The organism is Allorhizobium sp. NPDC080224 (assembly GCF_050281005.1).
GTDB lineage: Bacteria > Pseudomonadota > Alphaproteobacteria > Rhizobiales > Rhizobiaceae > Allorhizobium.
In genome coordinates, this window is sequence record NZ_JBNNWJ010000001.1 from 3,172,772 (window position 1) to 3,198,330 (window position 25,559).

General features: G+C 61.3%; 19 protein-coding genes and 1 pseudogene. 13 read left to right on the forward strand and 7 right to left on the reverse strand.

What is annotated here, in order from left to right; genetic code table 11:
- Positions 1-107 precede the first annotated feature (107 nt).
- From ACQKP1_RS15615 to ACQKP1_RS15650, 8 genes are all read left to right on the forward strand, one after another.
- Positions 108-1,550 carry a homospermidine synthase gene (locus ACQKP1_RS15615; protein WP_427275950.1) on the forward strand — a complete coding sequence of 481 codons (1,443 nt, stop codon included), beginning with the start codon at positions 108-110 and terminating at the stop codon, positions 1,548-1,550.
- Between the two features lie 186 nt (positions 1,551-1,736).
- Entirely contained in the window at positions 1,737-2,099 is a 363-nt protein-coding gene (omp10, locus tag ACQKP1_RS15620) for an outer membrane lipoprotein Omp10 (RefSeq protein WP_040300272.1), read from the forward strand.
- A 203-nt stretch (positions 2,100-2,302) separates the two neighbouring features.
- A complete protein-coding gene (locus tag ACQKP1_RS15625; RefSeq protein ID WP_427275951.1) occupies positions 2,303-4,252 on the forward strand; it encodes a 5'-nucleotidase C-terminal domain-containing protein in 1,950 nt (649 codons plus the stop codon).
- 121 nt (positions 4,253-4,373) lie between these two features.
- Positions 4,374-5,408, forward strand: coding sequence for a ferrochelatase (gene hemH, locus ACQKP1_RS15630; RefSeq protein WP_427275952.1), 1,035 nt, complete (start codon positions 4,374-4,376; stop codon positions 5,406-5,408).
- A 410-nt stretch (positions 5,409-5,818) separates the two neighbouring features.
- Positions 5,819-6,427 carry a hypothetical protein gene (locus ACQKP1_RS15635; RefSeq protein WP_203017518.1) on the forward strand — a complete coding sequence of 203 codons (609 nt, stop codon included), beginning with the start codon at positions 5,819-5,821 and terminating at the stop codon, positions 6,425-6,427.
- A gap of 79 nt (positions 6,428-6,506) precedes the next feature.
- Entirely contained in the window at positions 6,507-8,468 is a 1,962-nt protein-coding gene (locus tag ACQKP1_RS15640) for a methyl-accepting chemotaxis protein (RefSeq protein ID WP_427275953.1), read from the forward strand.
- A 188-nt stretch (positions 8,469-8,656) separates the two neighbouring features.
- Positions 8,657-9,658, forward strand: a complete 1,002-nt coding sequence (locus ACQKP1_RS15645; protein ID WP_427275954.1) for an SPFH domain-containing protein — start codon at positions 8,657-8,659, stop codon at positions 9,656-9,658.
- Positions 9,659-9,663: 5 nt separating this feature from the next.
- Positions 9,664-10,122, forward strand: a complete 459-nt coding sequence (locus ACQKP1_RS15650; protein WP_427275955.1) for an NfeD family protein — start codon at positions 9,664-9,666, stop codon at positions 10,120-10,122.
- A gap of 7 nt (positions 10,123-10,129) precedes the next feature.
- Here ACQKP1_RS15650 and ACQKP1_RS15655 read toward each other — a convergent pair whose 3' ends face one another.
- Positions 10,130-11,125, reverse strand: coding sequence for a KpsF/GutQ family sugar-phosphate isomerase (locus tag ACQKP1_RS15655; protein WP_427275956.1), 996 nt, complete (start codon positions 11,123-11,125; stop codon positions 10,130-10,132).
- A gap of 154 nt (positions 11,126-11,279) precedes the next feature.
- Between ACQKP1_RS15655 and ACQKP1_RS15660 the strand changes: the two genes are divergently transcribed.
- Positions 11,280-12,815, forward strand: coding sequence for an outer membrane beta-barrel protein (locus ACQKP1_RS15660; protein ID WP_427275957.1), 1,536 nt, complete (start codon positions 11,280-11,282; stop codon positions 12,813-12,815).
- 23 nt (positions 12,816-12,838) lie between these two features.
- On the opposite strand, the gene galU is transcribed toward ACQKP1_RS15660, so the two are convergent.
- On the reverse strand, positions 12,839-13,726 hold the full coding sequence (galU, locus tag ACQKP1_RS15665) for a UTP--glucose-1-phosphate uridylyltransferase GalU (protein WP_427275958.1): 888 nt from the start codon (positions 13,724-13,726) through the stop codon (positions 12,839-12,841).
- Positions 13,727-13,921: 195 nt separating this feature from the next.
- Between galU and ACQKP1_RS15670 the strand changes: the two genes are divergently transcribed.
- Both ACQKP1_RS15670 and ACQKP1_RS15675 read left to right on the forward strand, forming a co-directional pair.
- Positions 13,922-15,133 carry a lytic murein transglycosylase gene (locus ACQKP1_RS15670; protein ID WP_203017525.1) on the forward strand — a complete coding sequence of 404 codons (1,212 nt, stop codon included), beginning with the start codon at positions 13,922-13,924 and terminating at the stop codon, positions 15,131-15,133.
- 111 nt (positions 15,134-15,244) lie between these two features.
- Positions 15,245-16,465 (forward strand): SGNH/GDSL hydrolase family protein, encoded by a 1,221-nt coding sequence (locus ACQKP1_RS15675; protein ID WP_427275959.1) that lies wholly within the window; start codon positions 15,245-15,247, stop codon positions 16,463-16,465.
- A 75-nt stretch (positions 16,466-16,540) separates the two neighbouring features.
- Here the strand turns inward: ACQKP1_RS15675 and ACQKP1_RS15680 are convergent.
- Positions 16,541-16,789 (reverse strand): annotated as a pseudogene (locus ACQKP1_RS15680) (hypothetical protein); the annotation flags it as partial.
- Here ACQKP1_RS15680 and ACQKP1_RS15685 point away from each other — a divergent pair.
- The gene (locus tag ACQKP1_RS15685; RefSeq protein WP_427275960.1) at positions 16,775-17,080 is read left to right on the forward strand and encodes a hypothetical protein; all 306 of its coding nucleotides are present in this window, start codon (positions 16,775-16,777) and stop codon (positions 17,078-17,080) included. The pseudogene ACQKP1_RS15680 and the gene ACQKP1_RS15685 sit on opposite strands and share 15 nt — an antisense overlap.
- 75 nt (positions 17,081-17,155) lie before the next feature.
- On the opposite strand, the gene ACQKP1_RS15690 is transcribed toward ACQKP1_RS15685, so the two are convergent.
- From ACQKP1_RS15690 to gltB, 4 genes are read right to left on the reverse strand one after another with little or no spacing between them, the layout of a single operon-like run.
- Positions 17,156-18,610 carry a glutamate synthase subunit beta gene (locus ACQKP1_RS15690; RefSeq protein ID WP_427275961.1) on the reverse strand — a complete coding sequence of 485 codons (1,455 nt, stop codon included), beginning with the start codon at positions 18,608-18,610 and terminating at the stop codon, positions 17,156-17,158.
- 24 nt (positions 18,611-18,634) lie between these two features.
- Entirely contained in the window at positions 18,635-19,021 is a 387-nt protein-coding gene (locus ACQKP1_RS15695; protein WP_348649885.1) for a type II toxin-antitoxin system VapC family toxin, read from the reverse strand.
- Between the two features lie 8 nt (positions 19,022-19,029).
- A complete protein-coding gene (locus ACQKP1_RS15700; RefSeq protein WP_427275962.1) occupies positions 19,030-19,302 on the reverse strand; it encodes an antitoxin in 273 nt (90 codons plus the stop codon).
- A gap of 58 nt (positions 19,303-19,360) precedes the next feature.
- Positions 19,361-24,079, reverse strand: coding sequence for a glutamate synthase large subunit (gene gltB, locus ACQKP1_RS15705; RefSeq protein ID WP_427275963.1), 4,719 nt, complete (start codon positions 24,077-24,079; stop codon positions 19,361-19,363).
- A gap of 414 nt (positions 24,080-24,493) precedes the next feature.
- On the opposite strand from gltB, the gene ACQKP1_RS15710 reads away from it, so the two are divergent.
- Positions 24,494-25,540, forward strand: coding sequence for a threonine aldolase family protein (locus ACQKP1_RS15710; RefSeq protein WP_427275964.1), 1,047 nt, complete (start codon positions 24,494-24,496; stop codon positions 25,538-25,540).
- Positions 25,541-25,559: the final 19 nt, after the last annotated feature.

A 25,559-nucleotide genomic window follows, 5' to 3' on the forward strand; every position in this document is an offset into this window, starting at 1 on the left:
ATTGTGTCAGAGTTTTGTGATCTAGAACCGGCAGTATCGCTCCGGCCGCAAAACACAGGCCGGAAACATGGCCCAGGCATAATGACCGGGCCTCCAAGGAGACGGAAATGAGCGAAATGACCTACCCGGTTTATGGCGAGATCACCGGCCCGATCGTTATGATCGGTTTCGGCTCGATCGGCCGCGGCACCCTGCCGCTGATCGAACGCCACTTCAAGTTCGACAAGAGCCGGATGGTCGTCATCGACCCGCGCAACGACGAGGCTGAACTTCTCGCCAAGCATGGCATCAAGCACATCCAGGCGCATGTCACCAAGGACAACTACAAGAAGCTCCTGAAGCCGCTTCTGACCGAAGGCGAAGGCCAGGGCTTCTGCGTCAACCTGTCGGTCGACACCGGCTCGCTCGACCTGATGAAGCTCTGCCGCAAGCTCGACGTGCTCTACATCGACACCGTCGTTGAGCCCTGGCTCGGCTTCTACTTCGACAAGAGCATGAAGAATTCCGAGCGCACCAACTATGCGCTGCGCGAAACCGTGCGCCAGGAAAAGGCGAAGAATCCGGGCGGCACGACGGCCGTTTCCACCTGCGGCGCAAACCCGGGCATGGTCTCCTGGTTCGTCAAGCAGGGCCTGGTCAACCTCGCCCATGAAATCGGCCTGAAATTCGAAGAGCCCGACCAGAACGATCGCGACGGCTGGGCCAAGCTGATGAAGAAGGTTGGCGTCAAGGGCGTCCACATCGCCGAACGCGATACCCAGCGCACGAAGAACCCGAAGCCGCTCAACGTCTTCTGGAACACATGGTCGGCCGAAGGCTTCATCTCGGAAGGCCTGCAGCCCTCCGAACTCGGCTGGGGCACCCATGAAAACTGGATGCCGAAAAACGCCAAGAAGCACAAGAAGGGCTGCAAGGCCGCGATTTATCTGGAGCAGCCGGGCGCCAACACCCGCGTTCGCACCTGGTGCCCGACGCCAGGTCCGCAATACGGCTTCCTCGTCACCCACAACGAGTCGATCTCGATTGCCGACTACTTCACCGTCGAGAAGGATGGCGAAGTCGTCTACCGCCCGACCTGCCACTATGCCTACCATCCGGCCAACGACGCCGTGCTGTCGCTGCACGAGATGTTCGGCAATGGCGGCACGCAGCAGCCGGTGCTGCACGTCCTGAACGAAGACGAACTGGTTGACGGCGTCGACGAACTCGGCGTGCTGCTCTACGGCCACGAGAAGAACGCCTACTGGTACGGTTCGCGCCTGTCGCTCGAGGAAACCCGTCGCATCGCGCCCTATCAGAACGCAACCGGCCTGCAGGTAACCTCGGCTGTGCTCGCCGGCATGGTCTGGGCACTCGAGAACCCGAAGGCCGGCATCGTCGAAGCCGACGAGATGGACTACAAGCGTTGCCTCGAAGTGCAGACGCCCTATCTCGGCCCGGTCGAAGGCCACTACACCGACTGGACCCCGCTCGACGGTCGCCCGGGCCTCTTCCCGGAAGATCTCGATGAAAAGGATCCGTGGCAGTTCCGGAACATCCTGGTCCGCTAAACGGTTTCAGGAATGAACTTAAGGCCCGTCGCCTGCGGCGGGCCTTTCTCCTTGCAAGCAAGGACGGGATAACCCCGGCAATACAAGGCTTTCGCCTTGCTTTGGCCGAGGCTTCACGGCATGTTCTCGACGACAACGCAAACGGTGGGCGGCCGGACCGAACCGCCGAGATGGTGGGAGACAAGAATGAAAATCAGATCCCTGGTAGCTGTAACGGCGATGAGCCTAGCCCTTTCGTCCTGCTATTCCAGCCCTCCCCGCCAGTTGCCGGCCGTTCAGCAGGGCCCGTCGATCGAAGGCGCATGGGTTGATCCGAACGGCATCTCCTCGACATTCCAGGGCGGCACCTTCACCACACGGACGACCGACACCAACCAGATCCTCGCATCCGGCACCTATACGCTCGTCAACGATCGCCTGGTCGAGATCAACATGACATCGCTCGTTCGCAACACGCAGCAGAAGGTGAATTGCGCCCTCGTGACGCCGTCGCAGCTCAATTGCACCTCCGACAGCGGCGCCCAGTTCTCGCTCGCCCGACGCGGCTGAGCAGCGCATCACGATATGCGGATTAAGGAGCGGCCCAAGCGGCCGCTTCTTTCGTTTCTGGCCCTGCTAACATGCGGACCTCAAGTGATTTTTGCTTGCCCTCTCCCGGTCTAGATGAAAACATCCGCCATCCGAATTCTGGCGCGTGACTGTCATCAATGCATGCCAGACTGTGGGTGATCGATTGCAACAGGAGAGATAAGATGTTCAGACATTTGAAGATTGGCCTTTTCAGCGCCTCGGTGCTGGCCCTGACCGCCGGAACCGCTCTGGCCGATTTCGAACTTAACATCCTGCACATCAATGACCTGCATTCCCGCATCGAAGCCATCAGCAAATCCGATTCCACCTGCTCGGCAGATGATGCTGCCAAGAACGAATGCTTCGGCGGCATTGCCCGCGTGAAGGCCGCAATCGACGCCCGTCGTGCCGAACTTGAGGGCAAGAACGTACTGACACTCGACGCTGGCGACCAGTTCCAGGGCTCCTTGTTCTACACCACCTACAAGAGCGCCCCGATTGCCGAGTTCATGAACGCCATCGGCTTCGATGCCATGGCCATCGGCAACCACGAATTCGATGACGGCCCGGAAGAGCTCGCAAAGTTCATCGATGCGCTGCAGTTCCCGCTGATCTCCGGTAACACGCTGGCCGGCCTCAACTCTCCGGTCGCCGACAAGTTCAAGCCCTACATCGTCAAGGAATTCGGCGAGGAGAAGGTCGCAATCGTTTCGGTCCTCGCAACCGACACGGACGAGACCTCCTCGCCTGGTGACACGATCCTTTTTGCCGACGAGATCACCTATCTGAAGGAAGCCGTGGCCGAAATCGAAGGACAGGGCATCGACAAGATCGTGCTGCTCTCGCATGTCGGCTACGTCAAGGATCAGGAAATCGCGGCAGCCGTTAACGGCATCGACGTGATCGTCGGCGGTCACAGCCACACGCTTTTGTCCAACACCGACGAAAAGGCAGCGGGCCCTTACCCGACCATGGTGAAGAACCCAGCCGGCCAGGATGTTCCGATCGTCCAGGCCTATGCCTATTCCAAGTATCTCGGCGACCTGACGGTCGTTTTCGATGATGCAGGCGTCGTCAAGACCGCGACCGGCGAACCCAAGCTGCTTGACGCCTCGGTAACCCCGGATGAAGCCTTCGTCGCCAAGGTGGCCGAACTCGGCGGACCGATCGAAGAGCTGAAGCTGAAGGAAATCGGCGAGACTGCCGAGGCCATCGACGGCTCGCGCGAAACCTGCCGTGCAGTCGAATGCACCATGGGCAATCTCGTGGCCGATGCCATGGTGGACCGCCTGAGCGATCAGGGCATCACCATCGCCATCCAGAACGGCGGCGGTCTGCGCGCGTCGATCGATGCCGGCACGGTCACCATGGGCGAAGTCCTGACAGTCCTGCCCTTCCAGAACACACTTGCCTCCTTCCAGCTCAAGGGCTCCGACATTGTTGCAGCTCTCGAGAATGGCGTGAGCCAGGTCGAGGAAGCGGCTGGCCGCTTCCCGCAGGTATCCGGTTTGAAGTTCACCGCTGACCTCAGCAAGCCGGCCGGCAGCCGCATCTCCTCCGTCGAGGTCAAGGAAGGTGACGCTTTCGTCGCCATCGACCCGGAGAAGCTCTACGGCGTGGCCACCAACAACTACATGCGCACCGGTGGTGACGGCTATGGCGTGTTCGAGAGCGGCGGACAGAACGCCTACGATTTCGGCCCGGGCCTCGAGACCGTGGTGGCCGACTACATCGCCAAGAACAGCCCCTACACGCCTTACACCGACGGTCGCATCACCGTGATCTCGGCGACCGCAGCTCCGTCAGACGACACGACCGCGCCACAGGCTGACGCGACTACTCCGGCAGCACCTGCGACGGAAGCACCGGCAGCCCGGGCTCCGGCTGCAACCGAGGCGCCAGCGGCTCCAGAAACGCCTGCTGCGGCAGAAGCTCCGGCTGCTACCGCGACGGATGCGGCCATGGCGACGGCCGAAACCGTCTACAAGGTAGTTGCCGGCGACAGCCTCTGGAAGATCGCTCAGGCCACCTATGGCGACGGCATGATGTGGAGCAAGATTGCCGAGGCGAATGCGCTGCGCAATCCGAACGTCATCTCGATCGGCCGGGAATTGCAGCTTCCGCCGAAGTAAGACCGTTTGACGCATCCCAAAAGCCGGTCCGGGCTTCCCCGGGCCGGCTTTTGCTTTTATCAGATGATCTCAACTGGCCTTCGCCACGTAACGGTCGAGATCTCATCACCAGGATATCAAGATGAATGTACTGCCTGCCCATTGGCCCTCCGACCATCCGCCCGTCAATTTCGGCAAGGTCGGCGTGCTGCTCGTCAATCTCGGAACGCCTGATGGCACGGACTACAAGTCTATGCGCCGCTATCTCGAAGAGTTCCTGACGGACAAGCGCGTCATCGAGTGGTCGCGGTGGTTCTGGTACCCCATTCTATACGGGATTGTTCTCAACCGCCGCCCGCAGAAGGTCGGCAAGGCCTATGAAGAGATCTGGAACAAGGATCTCGACGAAAGCTACCTGCGCACCTACACCCGCAGCCAGGCAGAAAAGCTCGCGGTTGCCTTGAAGGATCTGCCGAACGTGCATGTCGACTGGGCCATGCGCTACGGCCAGCCGGCGATCCAGGCGAAGATGAACGAGATGCAGAAGGCGGGCTGCGAGCGCATTCTCGTCTATCCGCTCTATCCGCAATATGCAGCCGCGACGACGGCAACCGTCAATGACGAGGCCTTCAAGGCGCTTCTCAAGATGCGCTGGCAGCCGGCGCTGCGCACGGTGCCGCAATATGCCGACGACCCTGTTTACATCGAGGGGCTCGCCAACTCGATCAACAAACACCTTGCGACCCTGGACTGGGAACCGGAACTGGTGATCACATCCTATCACGGCATTCCGAAGTCCTACTTCATGAAGGGAGACCCCTATCACTGCCAGTGCTACAAGACGACGCGTCTCTTGCGCGAGCATCTGGGCTGGGAGAAGGAAAAGCTGATGGTGACCTTCCAGTCCCGTTTTGGGCCCGAGGAATGGCTGCAGCCCTATACCGACAAGACGGTCGAAAAGCTGGCCCAGGACGGCGTCAAGCGCATCGCCATCATGAACCCCGGCTTCGTCTCCGACTGCCTGGAGACGCTGGAAGAAATCGCCGGTGAAGCGGGCGAGGATTTCCTCCACAATGGCGGCGAGAAGTTCACCCATATTCCCTGTCTCAACGACAGCGACGACGGGATGCGCGTCATCGAGAACGTCGTGCGCCGGGAACTCCAGGGCTGGGCCTGAAGCTCAATAGGCTAAGTGACATACGAGATGATGAAGGGGGCTGCCGGAAGGCGGTCCCCTTTTCCTTTGTATCCATGTCTCTTCGCATAGCCGTGCCCTCTAGAGGGGCATTTGAGCTACGGCAGCGACACAACCGAGACGATGAACACGCATGGCGAGCCGATGAGAAAAAGCCCAATTTTCGGTACATGTGCTCAATTTTAGTGCATCTTTTCATTTGCTTAGCGCGCCGGAGTTCCGAAGTAGCACAACCGCAGAGACAACCTCAAGCTGCCCACCCGCGCAGATCTAGAATGGGAAAAATTCCCTAAATGGTTGGATTTCAATATAATTTTAGATAGGCGATTTCTTATATTAAGGTTCCATTTAGTAATGATCCCTAGAATTAGGGGGAGTTGAAGGAGACCACCATGAAATTCGTCACGACCGCATTGGCATCGACATTCCTCGTCGCGTCGCTCGCCACTGCCCATGCAGAACCGGCACAGCCTGATGTCGCCAAGCTCGTCTCGCCAGAGCTGATCAAGCAGATCCAGGAATTTATTTCCGCCGAGATCGTCACCGTATCGGTCGAAGCGCAAAACGCCCGGCTGACCGAGCTCTCCCAGGAGAAGATCGACGAGCTGGACAATCAATGGAAGGCCGAGCGCGAAGCGACCGACAAGCCGCTGATTGCCGCCACGCTCTCCAACCCGCTCTCCGTCTATCTCGCCCGCATCCAGGGCAAGTCGCTCGGCCTCTATCCCGAAATCTTCGTCATGGACCAGAACGGCCTGAACGTCGGCCAGAGCTCGATCACCAGCGACTTCTGGCAGGGCGACGAGGCGAAGTTCCAGAAGACATATGACGTCTCGGAGGACGCGATCTTCATCGATGAAGCCGAGTGGGACGACGACATGAAGATCTGGCGAAACCAGGTGAGCCTGACGCTGGTCGACAGCGCCAAGAAGAAGATCGGCGCCGTCACCGTCGAACTCAACCTGACGGAACTCGAGCGCCGGGCGCTAGCCGGCAGCTGATCCGTCGACACGGCTCCATGATGGCGGCCGTCCTGTAAACCATGATCCAATTCGACCCCGACCGGGACAGGATTTTACCATGCTCAAGAATTTATCCGTAAGCGCCAAAGGCTTCCTCGCTTTCGGACTCCTTGCCGCTATCGCGATCGCAGCCTCCACCTTCATGCACAACCGCGCCATCACGGCGAGTGAGCAGGTCGCGGAAACCGCAACGATGAATCGCGCCCTGGAGGTCATCGAAGAATTCTCCGCCGACCTTTACATCGCGGACCTCCAACTGAAAACCTTCCTGTTGACTGGCAACCGCGATTACGCGGATGGCGCAAAGGAGGTCGCTGCGGAAATGGGCGCAGACCGTCCCAATATCGAAGCGATGCTCTCGACGTCTGCTCCCGGTGAGCTCTCGAAGTTCAAGGAGGCGATCAACGCCTTTGAGACTTGGAAGACGAACTTCATGGAACGGCAGATTCTCTTGATGCGAGACCCCGCAACGGTTGAACTGGCCCGCGCCATCGAAGTGACGGGTGAAGGCGAGGCCCTGGTCAAGGCCTTCGAAGCCCGCCTTGGCGAGATCAAGTCTGCTCTTTCGGCGCGCGCCGCCGCAGCCGCTGAAAACCAGACCGCAGCCCTCTCGCTTGTGGTAACGGTCAGCCTCGGCGCATCGATCGTCGTCGGTATCGCTGCCGTTCTGCTCGGCTTCCTCAACTTCCAGCTCGTTTCCCGTCCGCTCGGCAAGCTCGCCGACAACACGACGCGCCTCGCCAATGGCGACCTCGACGTCACGATCGATCAGGGTGGCAAGGACGAGATCGGCCGGATGGCCGCCGCGATGCAGATCTTCCGTGAGGCTGCCATCGCCAACAAGCGTCTGGAATCGGAAGCGGAAGGCAATCGCCAGCGCGCCGAAGCCGAGCGCATTGCGACCCAGCAGCGTGCCGAAGCCGATGCAGCCGAACGTCTTCGCATCGCTACGTCGGGTCTGGCCGCTGGCCTGAAGCGCCTCGCCTCCGGCGATCTCGCTTTCCAGATCAACGAAGCTTTCGCGCCCGATTTCGAGGCACTCCGCCACGACTTCAACCAGTCTGTCCGCCAGCTGAACCAGACCATGGCCTCGATCAACAACAGCGTCGCGACCATGGAGACCGGCACACGCGAGATTGCGTCGGGGACCGATCACCTGTCGAAGCGCACCGAGCAGCAGGCAGCCGCCCTTGAGCAGACGGCAGCCGCAGTCGAAGAGATCACCGCCAACGTCGTCAATTCGACCAAGCGGACAGAAGAGGCCCGCGGTGTGGCGGCCCATGCCAACACCTCTGCCAACCAATCCTCTGAAGTCGTGTCCCGCGCCGAAGAAGCCATGCGCCGGATTGAAAACTCGTCGCAGCAGATCTCGAACATTATCGGCGTGATCGACGAAATCGCCTTCCAGACCAACCTTCTGGCGCTCAATGCGGGTGTTGAAGCAGCGCGCGCCGGGGAAGCGGGCAAAGGCTTCGCCGTCGTTGCCCAGGAAGTCCGTGAACTCGCCCAGCGTTCTGCCAATGCTGCGAAGGAGATCAAGGCCCTCATCCAGAACTCCTCGACCGAGGTTGCCGGCGGCGTGGATCTCGTTCGCAAGACCGGCGAAGCACTGCGTACCATCGGTGGCTTCATCACCGAGATGAACACCCACATGGATGCGATTGCCCTTTCCGCCAAGGAACAGGCAACCGGCCTCTCGGAAGTCAACAATGCGGTAAACTCGATGGACCAGACGACCCAGCAGAACGCTGCCATGGTCGAGGAATCCAACGCTGCCTCCGCAGCACTTGCGAGCGAAGCCGCCAAGCTACGCGAGTTGATCTCGCACTTCAGCATCGACGGCGTGCAGCAGACCCAGGCATCAGCACTCCGCGAAACCGCCCGTGTCATGGCCCAGCCTTCGGTATCGGCAAGCCGCTCTCCTGCACCACGCGCCGCCGAAGTCGCCCGGCATGCCGCCCCCGGACCACGCAGCCATGGCAACGCGGCAGTGGCCCAGGACAACTGGGAAGAGTTTTAAGCTCAGGTTGATCAGCCTGAAAACCGGGGCGGCGGGAGAGATCCCGCCGCTTTTCTTCTTCTTGCAGTCCACCAGTCCGAATGCAAACCACGCCGTGTGTGACCCGGATCCCTTGCATTTACCCTGTCACGCCACGATGTTAGACGAAGGGGGCGCAATCTCCGTTTGCGCCAATGCTGGAGGAATTCATGCCCGTCACCGGTCCGGACATCGTCGTCATCGCACTCGTACTGCTCGTGATCCTGGTCCTCTTTGCCGGTATCAAGACCGTGCCGCAGGGCTTCCGCTACACGATCGAGCGTTTCGGCCGCTACACTCGCACGCTCGAGCCGGGCCTCAATCTGATCATCCCGTTCTTCGAACGGATCGGCGCGAAGATGAACGTCATGGAACAGGTACTCGATGTGCCGACCCAGGAAGTCATCACCAAGGACAATGCCTCGGTTTCCGCCGACGCCGTCGCCTTCTACCAGGTGCTGAACGCCGCAGAAGCCGCCTATCAGGTCTCTAATCTCGAGAATGCCATCCTGAACCTGACCATGACCAACATCCGCTCGGTGATGGGCTCGATGGATCTCGATGAACTGCTCTCCAACCGCGAGGTCATCAACGATCGCCTGCTGCGCGTCGTCGACGAGGCCGTCCGCCCCTGGGGCATCAAGGTCACACGCGTCGAGATCAAAGATATCCAGCCGCCGGCCGACCTAGTGGATGCCATGGGTCGCCAGATGAAGGCGGAGCGTGAGAAGCGCGCTCAGGTCCTGGAAGCCGAAGGCTTCCGAAATGCCCAGATCCTCAGAGCCGAAGGCGCCAAGCAGGCCGCCATCCTTCAGGCCGAAGGTGAGCGTGAGGCCGCCTATCGCGAGGCCGAAGCCCGTGAGCGTCTGGCGGAAGCCGAAGCCAAGGCCACCCGCCTCGTCTCGGAAGCGATCGCCGCTGGCGACGTCAACGCCATCAACTACTTCGTCGCCCAGAAATACACCGAGGCCATGGCCGCGATCGGCACCGCCAGCAATTCCAAGGTGGTGCTGATGCCGATGGAAGCCACATCCCTGATCGGCTCGCTCGGCGGCATCGGTGCGATTGCGCGGGAAGTCTTCGGCGACGACAAGCGCCCTGCCCCGCCGCGTCCGGCCGCAGCACCCCGCACCACGCCGCCGATCAGCTCGTTCAACCCGAACGGCGAGTGACCGCCATGCTGGCGCGCATCATGGCCGAACTCGGTCCCTGGAGCTGGTGGGTTCTCGGCATGCTGCTGCTTGCGGCCGAACTGGTTGTGCCTGGCGTCTTCCTGGTCTGGATCGGCCTCGGCGCAATCCTGACCGGCGTTCTGTCTCTGCTGCTCTGGGATGCAGGCTTCTGGTCGTGGCAAATCCAGTCGCTGGTTTTCGCCGCCAGCGCCGTCGCCTTCACCCTCGCCGGTCGCCGTCTCTTCACCCGCCTCGAGACATCGAGCGATGAACCACTGCTCAATCAGCGTGGTGCAAGCCTCGTCGGCCGCACCGCCGTGCTGGCCGAGCCCATCCGCGAGGGCCGCGGCCGCATCCGGCTGGATGACACCTTCTGGCTGGTCTCCGGCCCGGACCTGCCCGGTGGCGCTCGCGTGCGGATTGTTTCCAGCGATGGTCGCGATCTGACAGTAGAAGAGGCTTGAGTCCCCCTCAGGCGACCCCGATCCTCAGCAGATCGTGGAAGTGAATGAGGCCGACGGGCGTGTTCTCGTCATCGACGACGATCAGTGCACCAATGCCATGTTTGTTGATCATCGCCGCGGCGGTCGTCGCGAGGGCATCGCCCTTGATGACCTTCGGATTGCGGGTCATCACGTCATCGACGTTCAGGATCGACAGATCCCGCGCGAGATTGCGGGCCATGTCGCCTTCCGTCACGATGCCGCAGAGCTTGCCGGCTTCATCCACGATCCCCACACAGCCGAAATGCTTGTGCGACAGGGTCTTGACCGCCTCGGGCATGGGCGTACCGAGCGCCACCAGCGGCAGGCGATCGCCGGTATGCATGATGTCGCGCACATGGGTGAGTGCCGCGCCGAGCTTGCCGCCCGGATGGAAGGTGCGAAAGTCCGACGGCGAAAACCCGCGCGCTTCGAGAAGCGCAATCGCAATCGCGTCGCCGACCGCAAGCTGCAGCATAGCCGAGGTCGTCGGCGCCAGCCCGTGCGGGCAGGCCTCCTGAACCTTCGGCATCAGAAGCACGACATCGGCATTGCGGGCGAGCGTGGAGCTTTCACCCGCAGTGATGGCAATCAGCGGGATCGAGAAACGGCGGGAGAAGCTGAGAATACCCTGCAGTTCGGTCGTTTCGCCACCCCAGGAGATCGCCAGGATCGCATCATCCTGCGCGATCATGCCGAGATCGCCGTGATTGGCTTCCGATGGGTGGACAAAGAAGGCGGGCGTGCCGGTCGAGGCGAAGGTGGCCGCGATTTTCGAACCGATATGGCCACTCTTGCCGACACCGGTGACAATCACGCGACCGCCGATCCCGCCGATCGTTTTGACCGCATTGCAGAAGGGAGCGGCGAGCGGCCCGGCCAAGGCCTCTTCGAGGACACGTAGCCCCTCCCGCTCGGTCGAGATGACGCGAAGAGCGGATTCGGTGGCACTGGCTTCAACGAGATTGACTGCGCGCTTGATCATGGCGTCCCATACTGCGTTTGTCGGCTGCTGTAAATTCTTGTGGCGCATGCCGCCCCTGCGGCAAAGCGTGCCCGGTCGTCAAAGACCGCCGAAACCAATCATTAACCACCAGGCTTTACGATTGGGTAAGCATTACAGATCGCCAGGCGCAAGCATGACTTCAGTCGAAAATCGGGACACGCGCGGCGCAGGCCGCCTGGGACTGCGCGCTTTCGCCAGCGCCCTTGCGCTGTCGGCGCTCGTGCATCCCTCGCTGCTCGCTGCCCAAGAGACACGCCCCACGGCGCAATCCTCTCAAGGCATGTCGGCAAGCGGCACGCAGCCACTGGGGATCGGCCCGGAAGGCATTGCGACGCGCGCGAGCGAGATGTCGACATCAGCCCCCGCAGTGGCGACCGATCCGACCACGACAGCCACGATCGCGCCGAACAGCTTCGCCATGGAACCGCTTGCGGATCCCGATGCCGTGCCGCTGGACGACGACATCGGTCGCCAGAACATGCGCGAGACCCGGCTCGACGACCCGACGGCCGCCCGCATTCGCCGCGATGCACTGGACGCCGAAGACGGCACCGGCATTCGCCTCGGCAGCATGATCCTGCGGCCGTCGATCAGCCAGAAATTGGGGACCGAGCGGGAAAAATCCGGCGGTGTCAAAGCCAACCGCACATTCTCCGAAACCGGGCTGAAGGGTACTTTGACCTCGGACTGGTCGAGACATGAGCTGAATGTCGGAGCCGAAGGGGCCTGGCAGGAAACGCTGTCTGGTGCGGACAACGACAAGCCCCGCGCCAATATCGACGCGCGCCTGCGTCTCGATCTGGCCGATGACACCATTGCCACACTTTCCGGCTCCTACAGTTTCAGCCGCGAGGATAGCGACGATCCGAACGCCGTATCAGGCGCCAGGGTCCAGTCCGGCGTCAACCAGTTCGGGACCGGCCTGTCTGTCGAGCGGGATTTCGGTGTGATCCGCGGCTCGATCGCCGGCGACTTCACCCGCTTCCAGTATTCCGATGCCAAGCTTTCCAATGGCAGCATCCTCGAACGCAGTGATCGCGATCGCAATCGCTATACGCTCAGCAGCCGTCTCGGGTACGAGATTTCGCCGGCTCTCACGCCCTTCATAGAAGGCACGATCGGGCGGATCGACTATGACGAAGCGGAGGATTCGTCAGGGTACCGGCGCTCGGCGGATCTCTATGGCGCAAAAGCGGGGGTGGCCGTCGATCTGGGAGAGAAGCTGCGCGGCGAAATCGCCCTGGGTTACGAGCACCAGACCTTCGAGGACGCGCGCCTGGCGGAACTGTCAGCGATGACGGTGGATGGCAACATCTTCTGGTCGCCGCGAGACGGCACCAGCATCGATCTCTCTCTCGACACAAGCATCGATCCATCGACCACGGCGGGCGTCAACGGCGCAACGATCCATCGTGTCAACGCCGCCCTCTCCCACGACCTGCGCACCAATCTCGTCGCACGCCTGACCGGCGGGACAACCTTCACCAACTATGACGGGAATGCCAGTGCGAGCGATACGACGGCTTATCTCGCGGGCGCTGGCCTGACCTGGAAGGTCAATCGCTATCTCGATGCGACGGCTGATCTCGCTTACGAGCGGACGAACTACAAGACCGGCACCGACAATAGCACGGTGACGGCATTAGTGGGCCTGACCGCCAAGCGCTGAGCCCGGCGGTCAGGGATTTCATTTTACTTCAGTGCGGCGAGCAGTGCCTTCAAATTGTCCTCGATGGCCGGACGAATGTCGGCTCGCTCGATGGCAAAGGCGACGTTTGCCAGGATGAAGCCGTCCTTGGAACCGCAGTCGAAGGTCTGCCCCCTGAAGTGGTAACCGGCGAAATCTTGGTTCTGGGCAAGCTTCAGCATGCCGTCGGTTAGCTGGATCTCGTTGCCGGCGCCACGCTCCTGGGTCGACAGGATCTCGAAGATTTCCGGCTGCAGGATGTAACGACCGTTGATGAAGAAGTTGGAGGGCGCAGTCCCCTTGGCAGGCTTCTCGACCATTTGCGTAATCTTGAAGCCGCCTTCGAGCGCGTCACCGACGCCAACGATGCCGTATTTGTGGGCCTGATCCGGCGCGCATTCCTCGACCGCCACAATGTTGCCGCCGGTCTTTTCATAAAGTTCGACCATGCCCTTGAGGCAAGCCTTTTCGCCGCGCATAATCATGTCAGGCAGCAGAAGCGCGAAGGGTTCGTGCCCTACGATGTCGCGAGCACACCAGACGGCGTGTCCGAGGCCCAGCGGCTCCTGTTGTCGCGTGAAACTGGTTTGACCGGCGGTCGGCTGGAGTGAGTCGAGAAGCGAAAGTTCAGCGTTCTTGTTGCGGGCCTTCAGGGTCTGTTCGAGTTCGAACTGAATGTCGAAATAGTCCTCGATGACCGCTTTCCCACGGCCGGTCACGAAGACGAAGTGCTCGATCCCGGCTTCGATGGCCTCGTCAACCACATACTGGATGACCGGCTTGTCGACGACGGTAAGCATTTCTTTCGGAACCGCCTTGGTGGCGGGAAGAAAACGCGTACCGAGACCGGCGACGGGAAAAACGGCTTTACGGAGCTTTTTAGTCTGAACCACTCATTCCTCCTCGAGGATCTAAATCGATTAACGTCTTCATAACGCGGTCACGCCCAGTAACATACAATTGCTTCAAAATGGCAAAGGCAAAGCTTGGTCGGACAACGTGGTAAAGGGTTTGTTGACTGAACAGCATTAACCTGTGGTGAACAGCCTTGTTCCGGCTGCTAACTCAAGAATGCACGGGAGATGCCCATGAAAAGACACCGCCCCAGCCTGCTCGGCGCCATCGCGCTGACGCTGACGACAGCGCTCATCCCCATGGAAGCCTTCGCGGACGCCGGTTTCCAGAAGTGGATCCGCGACTTTTATCCCGTCGCCGCCAAGGAAGGCATCACCGAGCGGACCTATCGCCAGGCATTCAACGGCGTGACCGAACCAGACCAGTTTGTACTGGAAAAGGCTGCCTACCAGCCAGAGTTCAGGTCCCAGATCTGGGACTATCTGGATAGCCGCGTGAACCCTTACACGGTCAAGGTCGGCCAGGAGATGTTGGCCAAGCACGGGCGCCTGCTGACAGCCTTGGAAAACCACTTCGGCGTCGACAAGCACGTGCTGCTGGCGATCTGGTCGATGGAATCAAACTACGGCGCCGCCTTGGAGCGTCCCGATCGACTGCACAACGTGCCGCGTTCCCTGGCGACACTGGCTTATGCGGACAAGAGACGGGCAAAATACGCGCGTACCCAGTTGGTTGCCGCCTTGAAGATGCTGCAGAACGGTGACGTTACCAACAAAAACCTGATGGGTTCCTGGGCCGGGGCGATGGGCCATACCCAGTTCATTCCGACGAGCTACCTGCTTTACGGCATTGACGCCGACGGCAACGGTAGCAAGGACATCTGGCATTCGATCCCGGACGCACTCGCCACTGCCGCCAATCTGCTTGCCAAGAATGACTGGCAGACCGGCCGCACCTGGGGCTACGAGATCGCCGTCCCGAGAGGGGGCCACAAATATGCGGGCCAGACCAAGACGGTTGCGCAGTGGCAGGCGCTGGGCTTCGCCCGTCCATCCGGCAAGGGTTTCAGGAACGGCAGCGAACGCGCCGAGCTCAAGATGCTCGGTGGCGCCAACGGGCCGGGCTTCCTGATGACCAAGAACTTCTTCGTCATCAAGCGCTACAACGCCGCCGATAGCTACGCCCTTGGTGTCGGACTGCTGGCGGACGAGATTGCCGGCTATGGCGGCATGCAGCAGCGCTGGCCGCGCCCCGACGGTTCGCTCGACGTCAAGGAAAAGTTCGAGCTCCAGACCCGTCTTCAGGCGCTTGGCTATTACGATGGCAAGATCGACGGCAATTTCGGCTCTGGCTCGAAGGCTGCAATCACCGCCATCCAGCAGCGGCTAGGCATGTCCGTGGACGGCCAGCCTTCACGCGTCCTGCTCGACAAGCTGCGCAACTGATCCGGGGTCCGCAGCAAGCGCACCTGTTGACTTGGCATCCGCCGCGCTCCACAAACAGGAGAGCGCGGCGAATGCATTTTGTGCCCGCCGCTTTCGCCCATGGAGTGTGACTTGACGAGCCCGCGCGGAACCTTCGCCCGCCTCATGACGCTCGGTCTGGCGCTGACAGTCGTCGCGACCGCATTCATTACCACGTCTGCCGAAGCCCAGCAGCCGGAACGCCGCCGCACCCTCCTCGACCTGCTCTTCGGCGAACGCCAGCCGGCCTATGTCCCGCCACAGAACGTGCAGCGGCCGCGCGAAACTAATACCCGCAAGAAGACCAGTGGCAGCGTGACCACGATCAACACCCGGCCGCAATCGACCCGCGCGGTCGCAGCCCTCCCACCGCCGCCCAAGCTCGACAATGCAAAGACGGTCCTGGTCCTCGGCGACTTCGTGGCAAGTGCCCTTGGCGATGGGTTGAAGACCGCCTTCGAGGAGTCACCCGGCGTCGTCGTGGAAAACCGCACCAACGGATCTTCCGGCCTGGTGCGTGACGATTTCTACGATTGGCCGGGCCAGTTGCCGGCACTCGTCAACGATCTCAAACCAAGCGTCGTGGTCATCCAGATCGGCGCCAACGATCGCCAGCAGCTGGTGACGCCAACGGGCCGCCTCGACTTCCGGACCGATCCCTGGTTCACCGCCTATGGCGACCGGGTCGCGCGCCTGGCCAGCGTCGCTGCGGAAACGCGTGTCCCGATCATCTGGGTCGGGCTGCCGGCCTTCCGCCCGCAAAACATGACCGCAGACGCCTTGCGCCTGAACACCATCTATCGATCGAGCATCGAGAAGGTGAACGGCGAATTCGTCGATATCTGGGAAGGATTCGTCGACCAGGAAGGGCGCTTCATCGTCACCGGCTCCGATATCAACGGCCAGCCGGTCCGCCTGCGCGGCAATGACGGCATCGGCTTTACCGGCCCAGGCAAACGCAAGCTCGCCTTCTATGTCGAAAAATCCGTGCGCCGCTATCTCGGCGACATGACAAGCCCGGATCTCGTCCGCCTCGATGCCAGCAATCTGCCCGAGCTGGTGACCCTGTCGCCGTCGGAAAACAAGGCCATCGTCACCACCCCGCCGATCGATCTCTTCGACCCCGAGCTCGACGGCGCCGACGAACTGCTGGGCGGCACTGTCCCGGCATCCTCGACCTTCCCCACGCCGCGCGACCAGCTCGTCCAGAACGGCCGCCTGCCGGATCCACCGGTTGGTCGAGTGGACTATGTGAAGCGGCCAGCTGAGGCGACACCTTCAGCCTCCGCCACACCGGTTACGGCGACACCCTGATCCAATCAAAACATCCAAAGCAGAAGGGGCTGCCCGAAAGCAGCCCCTTTTAAACTATCGCGACTTTGCCAAGGCTCAGCGCGGCAGCACGCTTTCTCCCATCAACGCCTCGTCGATGGCGCGCGCGGCCTGGCGGCCTTCGCGGATCGCCCAGACGACCAGCGACTGGCCGCGACGGGCGTCACCGGCTCCGACATCAACGGGCAGCCGGTCCGCCTGCGCGGCAATGACGGCATCGGCTTTACCGGCCCCGGCAAACGCAAGCTCGCCTTCTATGTCGAAAAATCCCTGCGCCGCTATCTCGGCGACATGACAAGCCCGGATCTCGTCCGCCTCGATGCCAGCAATCTGCCCGAGCTGGTAACCCTGTCGCCGTCGGAAAACAAGGCCATCGTCACCACCCCGCCGATCGATCTCTTCGACCCCGAGCTCGACGGCGCCGACGAACTGCTGGGCGGCACTGTCCCGGCATCCTCGACCTTCCCCACGCCGCGCGACCAGCTCGTCCAGAACGGCCGCCTGCCGGATCCACCGGTTGGTCGAGTGGACTATGTGAAGCGGCCAGCTGAGGCGACACCTTCAGCCTCCGCCACACCGGTTACGGCGACACCCTGATCCAATCAAAACATCCAAAGCAGAAGGGGCTGCCCGAAAGCAGCCCCTTTTAAACTATCGCGACTTTGCCAAGGCTCAGCGCGGCAGCACGCTCTCACCCATCAGCGCCTCGTCGATGGCGCGAGCGGCCTGGCGTCCTTCGCGGATCGCCCAGACGACCAGCGACTGGCCGCGACGGGCGTCACCTGCGACCCAGACCTTGTCGATCGAAGAACGGTAGTCCTTGTCGTTGGCAACGACGTTGGTCGAGCCGCGGCGGTCAGTGGCGAGTTCGAGCTTGCCGTCGAGTTCCTTCAGCACGCTGTCGGTAAACGGGCCGGAGAAACCGATGGCGATGAAGGCAAGATCGGCCTTGATGATGAACTCGGTGCCCGGGATCGGCTTGCGACGCTCATCGACCTGGCAGCACTTCACGCCGGTCAACACGCCGTCTTCGCCGACGAATTCGAGCGTCGCCACCTGGAACTCGCGGTTGGCACCTTCGGCCTGGCTGGACGAGGTGCGCATCTTGGTCGCCCAGAAGGGCCAGATCGCAAGCTTGTCTTCCGTCTGCGGCGGACGCGGACGGATGTCGAGCTGGGTCACCTTGACGGCGCCCTGGCGGAAGGCGGTGCCGACGCAGTCGGAGGCCGTATCACCACCACCGACGACGACGACATGCTTGCCGCCGGCGAGGATCGGATCGGCCGGCCAGCCGACGCTGTCGATGTTCTCACGGCCAACGCGACGATTCTGCTGCACGAGATAGGGCATGGCATCATGGACGCCATGGAACTCGACGCCGGGAATGCCCGCCTCGCGCGGCGTTTCCGAACCACCGCAATAGAGGACTGCGTCGTAATCGGCGCGCAGCTTCTCGACGGTCACGTCGACGCCGACATTGACACCGCATTGGAAGGTGACGTTTTCGCCCTGCATCTGCTCGACGCGACGATCGATGAAGTTCTTCTCCATCTTGAAGTCCGGAATGCCGTAGCGCAGCAGACCACCGGGCTTCGACTCGCGCTCGTAGACATGCACCTCATGACCGGCGCGGCCGAGCTGCTGGGCAGCGGCGAGACCCGACGGACCGGAGCCGATGATCGCCACCTTCTTGCCGGTATGGATCGTTGCCGGCTGCGGCACGATGAAGCCGAGTTCATAGGCCTTGTCGGCAATCGCCTGTTCGACAGTCTTGATGGCGACCGGCGCATCTTCGAGGTTCAGCGTGCAGGCTTCCTCGCACGGCGCCGGGCACACGCGACCGGTGAATTCCGGGAAATTGTTTGTCGAGTGGAGGTTGCGGATCGCCTCCTCCCACTTGTTGTTGTAGACGAGGTCGTTCCAATCAGGGATCTGATTGTGCACCGGACAGCCGGTCGGACCGTGGCAATAGGGAATGCCGCAATCCATGCAGCGCGCCGCCTGCTTCGTCACCTCGGCATCCGACATGGGGATCGTGAATTCGCGGAAATGGCGGATGCGGTCGGAGGCCGGCTGATACTTCGCCACCTGCCGGTCGATTTCCATGAAACCTGTAACCTTGCCCATGTCTACTTTCCTCAATCTCCGCCGCTATCGCAGCCAGTTCTCGATCTGCAATCCCGGAACCCGGGAAAACTCACTTTCGTTGTTCGTCACCAGCACAGCATCCAGCGCCAGCGCATGTGCCGCGATCCAAAGGTCATTTGGACCTATATTTTTGCCCTGCCGCAGCGCCAGCCGGACATCGGCATACCGTTGGTCTGTCGGCAGTTGAAGGGGCGCCACATAGAGGCGCCGCGTTACCGCCGACACCTTCTGTGATAGCTCCTCGGAGCCATTCTTCTTCACGCCGTACCAGATCTCACCATGGGTGATGATGCTGATGAAGGCGTTCTCCTCGCCAACCTCGAGAAGCCGTTCGAGCACCTTTCCACGCGGATCCCTCACGATCGCCGAAACGATGTTGGTATCGAGCATGTACCGCATCAGATCTCGACCTCGCCGAGCGGTGCCAGATCATCGTTATTTTCGACGAAGTCTTCTCCGTTCCAGGCTTCCGCCTGCTTGAGATACTCGATCAACCCGGCAGTCACTGCCGTCCGCATCAGGATTGAACCATCCGGTTGCCGCACCATGATGGCGCGATCACCTTCAAGATCGAATTCCTTCGGGATGCGAACAGCCCGGCTTCGACCATTCTTGAAGATGGCGACTGCAACCTCGCCACCTTCACCAGCGTCTTTCACATGCTCGTTCATATCGGACCCCACGTTTGTGATATGCTGACAGCATATCACACCATTTGGACCTGTAGAACTATTCCGCAGCCACGCCCATGCGCATGCGTTCCATCTCCTCCAGCGCACGACGGTACTCGACCGGCATGACCTTGCGGAACTTCGGGCGATACTCGGCCCAGCTATCGAGGATCTGCTTGGCGCGGTTCGAGCCCGTGTAGTGCAGATGGTTCGAGATCAGCTGGTAAAGGCGTTCCTCGTCGTGCCGAGTCATGTCACCTGATACATCGACCAGACCCTTGTGCATGAGGTCGCCGCCGTGATGGTGCAGCTTCTCCAGCATGTCGTCCTCTTCCGGAACCGGCTCGAGTTCGACCATGGCCATGTTGCAGCGCTTGGCGAAGTCACCGCTCTCGTCGAGCACGTAAGCCACACCGCCCGACATGCCGGCCGCAAAGTTGCGGCCCGTTTCGCCAAGCACGACGACGACGCCGCCGGTCATGTATTCGCAACCATGGTCACCCACGCCTTCGACGACGGCGATCGCACCCGAGTTGCGGACAGCGAAACGTTCGCCGGCCACGCCACGGAAATAGCATTCGCCCGAGATCGCACCGTAAAGCACGGTGTTGCCGACGATGATCGAGTTCTCCGCGACGATCCGGGCATTCTCCGGCGGACGCACCACGATTCGACCACCCGAAAGCCCCTTGCCGACATAGTCATTGCCATCGCCCACGAGGTCGAAGGTGATGCCACGCGACAGGAAGGCACCGAAGGACTGCCCCGCCGTACCGTTCAGCGTGACATGGATGGTGTCATCCTTCAAACCCTTGTGGCCGTAGCGCTTGGCGACTTCCCCGGACAGCATGGCACCGGCCGAGCGGTCGACATTCTTGATATCGACGTCGAAGACGACAGGCTGCTTGCTTTCCAGCGCCGGCATCGCCTTCTCGATCAGCTTGCGATCGAGAATGTCGATGATCGGGTGGTTCTGACGCTCGGTCCAGTAGGTGGCGGACTTCGGCGCATCGACCTTGTGGAAGATCTTCGAGAAATCGAGCCCCTTGGCCTTCCAGTGGGCAAGCATCTCGTCCTTCTCGAGAAGCTCCGAAGCGCCGATGATCTCATCGAGCTTGTTAACACCGAGCGACGCCAGGATCTCGCGCACTTCTTCGGCAACGAAGAAGAAGTAATTGATCACATGCTCGGGCGTGCCCTTGAAACGCTTGCGCAGGACCGGATCCTGGGTGGCGACGCCAACCGGGCAGGTGTTGAGATGGCACTTGCGCATCATGATGCAGCCGGCCGCAATCAGCGGAGCCGTCGCAAAGCCGAATTCGTCGGCACCCAGCAGCGCACCGATAATGACGTCACGGCCAGTCTTCAGACCGCCGTCGACCTGCAGCGCGATGCGCGAACGCAGACCGTTCAGCACCAGCGTCTGCTGGGTCTCGGCAAGACCGATTTCCCATGGGCTACCGGCATGCTTCAGCGAGGTGAGCGGCGATGCACCCGTGCCGCCATCGAAGCCGGAGACTGTGATATGATCCGCACGCGCCTTGGCGACACCGGCAGCAACCGTCCCGACGCCGACTTCCGAGACGAGCTTGACCGAGATGTCGGCAACCGGGTTGACGTTCTTCAGGTCGTAGATCAGCTGCGCCAGATCTTCGATCGAATAGATGTCGTGGTGCGGCGGCGGCGAGATGAGGCCGACGCCCGGGGTCGAGTGACGGGTCTTGGCAACCGTCGCATCGACCTTGTGGCCCGGCAGCTGGCCGCCTTCGCCGGGCTTTGCACCCTGCGCGACCTTGATCTGCAGCACGTCGGCATTGACCAGGTATTCGGTGGTCACACCGAAGCGGCCTGACGCGATCTGCTTGATCGCCGAACGCTCGGGGTTCGATGAACCGTCAGCGAGCGGCAGGTAACGATCGCTCTCTTCCCCGCCCTCACCCGTGTTCGACTTGCCGCCGATCTTGTTCATGGCAACCGCGAGCGTCGTATGCGCCTCGCGGCTGATCGAGCCGAAGGACATGGCACCGGTCGAGAAGCGCTTGACGATATCGACAGCAGGCTCGACCTCGTCGATCGATACAGGCTTGCGTCCGAGGTCTTCGGCCTTCTTGATCTTGAACAGGCCACGGATGGTGTTCATCCTGAGATTGCTGTCATTCACCATTTCGGCGAATTCGCGGTATCGGTCCTGGCTGTTGCCGCGCACGGCATGCTGCAGCGACGCGATGGAGTCAGGGCTCCAGGCATGGTTTTCGCCACGCATGCGGTAGGCATATTCACCGCCGACATCGAGCGTGCTGGCGAGAACCGGATCCTTGCCGAAGGCAGAGAGGTGACGGGCAACGGTCTCCTCGGCGATCTCTTCGAGGCCTATGCCCTCGATGGTCGTCGCGGTACCGAAGAAATACTTGTCGACCAGTTCGGACGAGAGACCGATCGCGTCGAAGATCTGCGCGCCGCAATAGGACTGGTAGGTCGAGATGCCCATCTTGGACATGACCTTCAGAATGCCCTTACCGACAGCCTTGATGTAGCGGTAGACGACTTCGTCTTCCGACACTTCCTTGGGGAATTCGCCATGCTTGTGCATGTCGAGCAGCGTGTCGAAGGCGAGATAAGGGTTGATCGCCTCGGCGCCGAAGCCCGCGAGACAGCAGAAATGATGCACTTCACGCGGCTCGCCGGATTCCACCACGAGGCCGACCGAGGTGCGCAGACCCTTGCGGATCAGGTGATGGTGGACGGCAGCGGTCGCCAAAAGCGCCGGGATGGCGATGCGATCGGGGCCGATCTGACGGTCGGAGAGCACGATGATGTTGTAGCCGCCGCGCACAGCCGCTTCCGCCCGCTCACACAGGCGATCGAGCATTTCCGGCATGCCTTCGGCACCACGGCTGACATCATAGGTGAAGTCGAGCGTCTTCGTATCAAAGCGATCCTCGACATGACCGATCGAGCGGATCTTCTCCAGATCGCCATTGGTCAGGATCGGCTGGCGCACTTCCATACGCTTGGCATTCGCCATGCCTTCATGGTCGAGAATGTTCGGGCGCGGACCGATGAACGAGACGAGGCTCATGACGAGCTCTTCGCGGATCGGATCGATCGGCGGGTTGGTGACCTGGGCGAAGTTCTGCTTGAAATAGGTGTAGAGCAGCTTCGACTTCGTCGACATCGCCGAGATCGGCGTATCGGTCCCCATCGAGCCGATCGCTTCCTGACCGGTGGTGGCCATCGGCGACATCAGAAGCTTGGTGTCTTCGGTGGTGTAGCCGAAGGCCTGCTGGCGATCGAGGAGCGACACATCGCGGCGAAGCGCGCGCGGCTCTACCGGCTTCAGGTCTTCGAGGATCAGCTGGGTGCGATCCAGCCACTCGCGATACGGATGGCTCTTGGCAAGGCTCGACTTCACCTCTTCGTCCGAGATGATGCGACCTTCCGCCATGTCGATCAAGAGCATCCTGCCCGGCTGCAAACGCCACTTCTTGACGATGCGCTCTTCCGGCACCGGCAGAGTACCGGCTTCGGAAGCCAGGATGACGCGATCGTCGTCAGTCACCAGATAACGGGCCGGACGCAGGCCGTTGCGGTCGAGCGTCGCGCCGATCTGGCGACCATCGGTGAAGCAGACGGCAGCGGGGCCATCCCACGGCTCCATGAGAGCGGCGTGATACTCGTAGAAGGCCTTCCGTTCAGGGCTCATCAGCTGGTTGCCTGCCCAGGCTTCCGGGATCAGCATCATCACGGCATGCGCGAGAGAATAACCGCCGCGCTGCAGGAACTCGAGCGCGTTGTCGAAACAGGCAGTGTCCGACTGGCCTTCGTAGGAGATCGGCCAGAGCTTGGAGATGTCATCACCGAACAGCGGCGAGGACACGGACGCCTGACGCGCCGCCATCCAGTTGACGTTGCCGCGCAGCGTGTTGATTTCGCCGTTATGGGCGACCATGCGGTAGGGGTGCGCAAGCTTCCACGACGGGAAGGTGTTGGTCGAGAAGCGCTGATGCACGAGGGCAACGGCAGACTCGAAGCGTGGATCGGCCAGATCCTTGTAATAGGCGCCGACCTGATAGGCGAGGAACATGCCCTTGTAGACGATCGTCGAGGACGACAGCGAAACCGGATAGAAGCCGGTTTCCTGGCCGCCATACTGGTCGTAGATGCGGTTGGAGATCACCTTGCGCAGCAGGAACAGGCGACGCTCGAAGGCGTCCTGGGTTGCGGCATCACGACCAGCACCGATGAAGACCTGGATCTGGCGCGGCTCGGTTGCAGCAATCTCGGGCGCTTTGGACAGCGACGAGTTGTCGACCGGCACGTCGCGATAGCCGAGCAAGCGCTGACCTTCGGACTGACAGACCTCGGCGATCACCTGCTTGAAATGCGCGATCTGCTCTTCGTCCTGCGGGAAGAAGAAGTGACCGACGGCATATTCGCCCGCCTTCGGCAGCGTGACACCCTGGGCGGCCATCTCTTCGCGGAAGAAGCGATCGGGGATCTGCACGAGAATGCCGGCGCCATCGCCCATCAACGGGTCTGCGCCGACGGCGCCGCGATGGGTGAGGTTCTCCAGGATGAACAGGCCGTCCTTGACGATCTGATGCGACTTCTGCCCCTTCATATGGGCGATGAAGCCGACGCCACAGGCATCGTGTTCGTTTTTCGGATCGTAAAGACCCTGCTTCGGAGGCAGACCGGCGCGCGCGATCGCCGTCTCGGCGACTGCTTCCGCACTGGCGGACCGCATGATCTCTTCGGATGACGGAACCTTCGTCATGACCTTTACCTCCGTTGAAGCCGGACTGGCCGGGCTGATTGGACCCATTTCAGGCACCGATGGGCGCCAGCGACGGCCACCCAATCCTACGCGGATCGCTTGACCACCCCATGACGCCCGAAAACGCATCGCCTTCGAAACCGGAATTAGGTCAACTAATCTGACCTAATTTCTGTTGTTCCTATGACAGAAAGTAAACGCTCATGCAAGAGATGCCCAGGAAAATTAACCGGGCAAAGGATGCGAAATTACGACACAGAGGCAGAGCGCGAAATTTTATTACACCAACCATCAAAGCCACATCACCTTCTTGCGGAGTTGACATTCTTTGTCGGCCCTGCGTCCGGGCCGGATTGATAGCGATGCGGAAAGCGTTAAAGTCCCTCCGATCATCTCCCCCCTCAGGATAATGCCATGCACTTCGCTTCAGACAACTGGTCCGGCGCCCATCCCAGGATCGCCGAAAGCCTCACCCGCCATGCCCAGGGCTTCGCCTCCGCCTATGGCACGAGCGACCTGGACAAGGCAGTGGAAGACCAGTTCAGCACCATTTTTGAACGCGAGGTTGCCGTCTTCTTCGTGGCAACCGGCACCGCGGCCAATTCGCTGGCGCTCGCAAGCGTCGCCAAAGCTGGTGGCGTCAGCTTCTGTCACGCCGATGCCCACGTCAACGCCGACGAAGGCGGCGCGCCGGAATTCCTGACAGGCGGTACACGGCTATTCGGCGTGGAGGGCGCAGAAGGCAGGATCGATCCACAGGCACTGGAGGCGGCGATAGCGCGCTTCGAGCCGGCGTCTCCCCATCATGGCCGTGCCATGGCCGTCACCGTCACCCAGGCGACCGAAGTCGGCACGGTCTACACGCTCGACGAGCTCGACAGGATCGCCGCGATCGCGAAAGCGCGTGACCTGCCGCTGCACATGGATGGCGCGCGATTCGCCAATGCCCTCGTCGCACTTGATGCAACGCCGGCAGAGATGACCTGGAAGCGCGGGGTCGACATTCTCTCCTTCGGCGGCACCAAGAACGGCTGCTGGTGTGCCGAAGCCATCGTCTTCTTCGATCCCGAAATGGCGGCCGACATGCCCTTCATCCGCAAGCGTTCCGCCCAGCTCTTTTCCAAGAGCCGCTTCATCTCGGCCCAGCTCGAGGCCTATCTCGACGGCAACCTCTGGCTGGATCTCGCGGGCCATTCGAATGCCATGGCCGACCGCCTGCGATCGGGTCTCGCAGCGAAGAACACCGCTCGCCTTGCCTGGGACACCACAGCGAACGAGGTCTTTGCCGTCATCGAAAAATCCTCTGCCGAACGTGCCCGTGCCAAGGGGGCGAAATTCCATGAATGGCAGCCCCCGCACGGATGGCTTCCCTTGCCGGCCGAGAACGAGGTCCTAGTTAGACTGGTGACCAGCTTTGCAACGACAGTAGAAGACGTAGATCAATTCTTAGAAGTCGTCTGAGCCCAAGGTTTCTTACAAA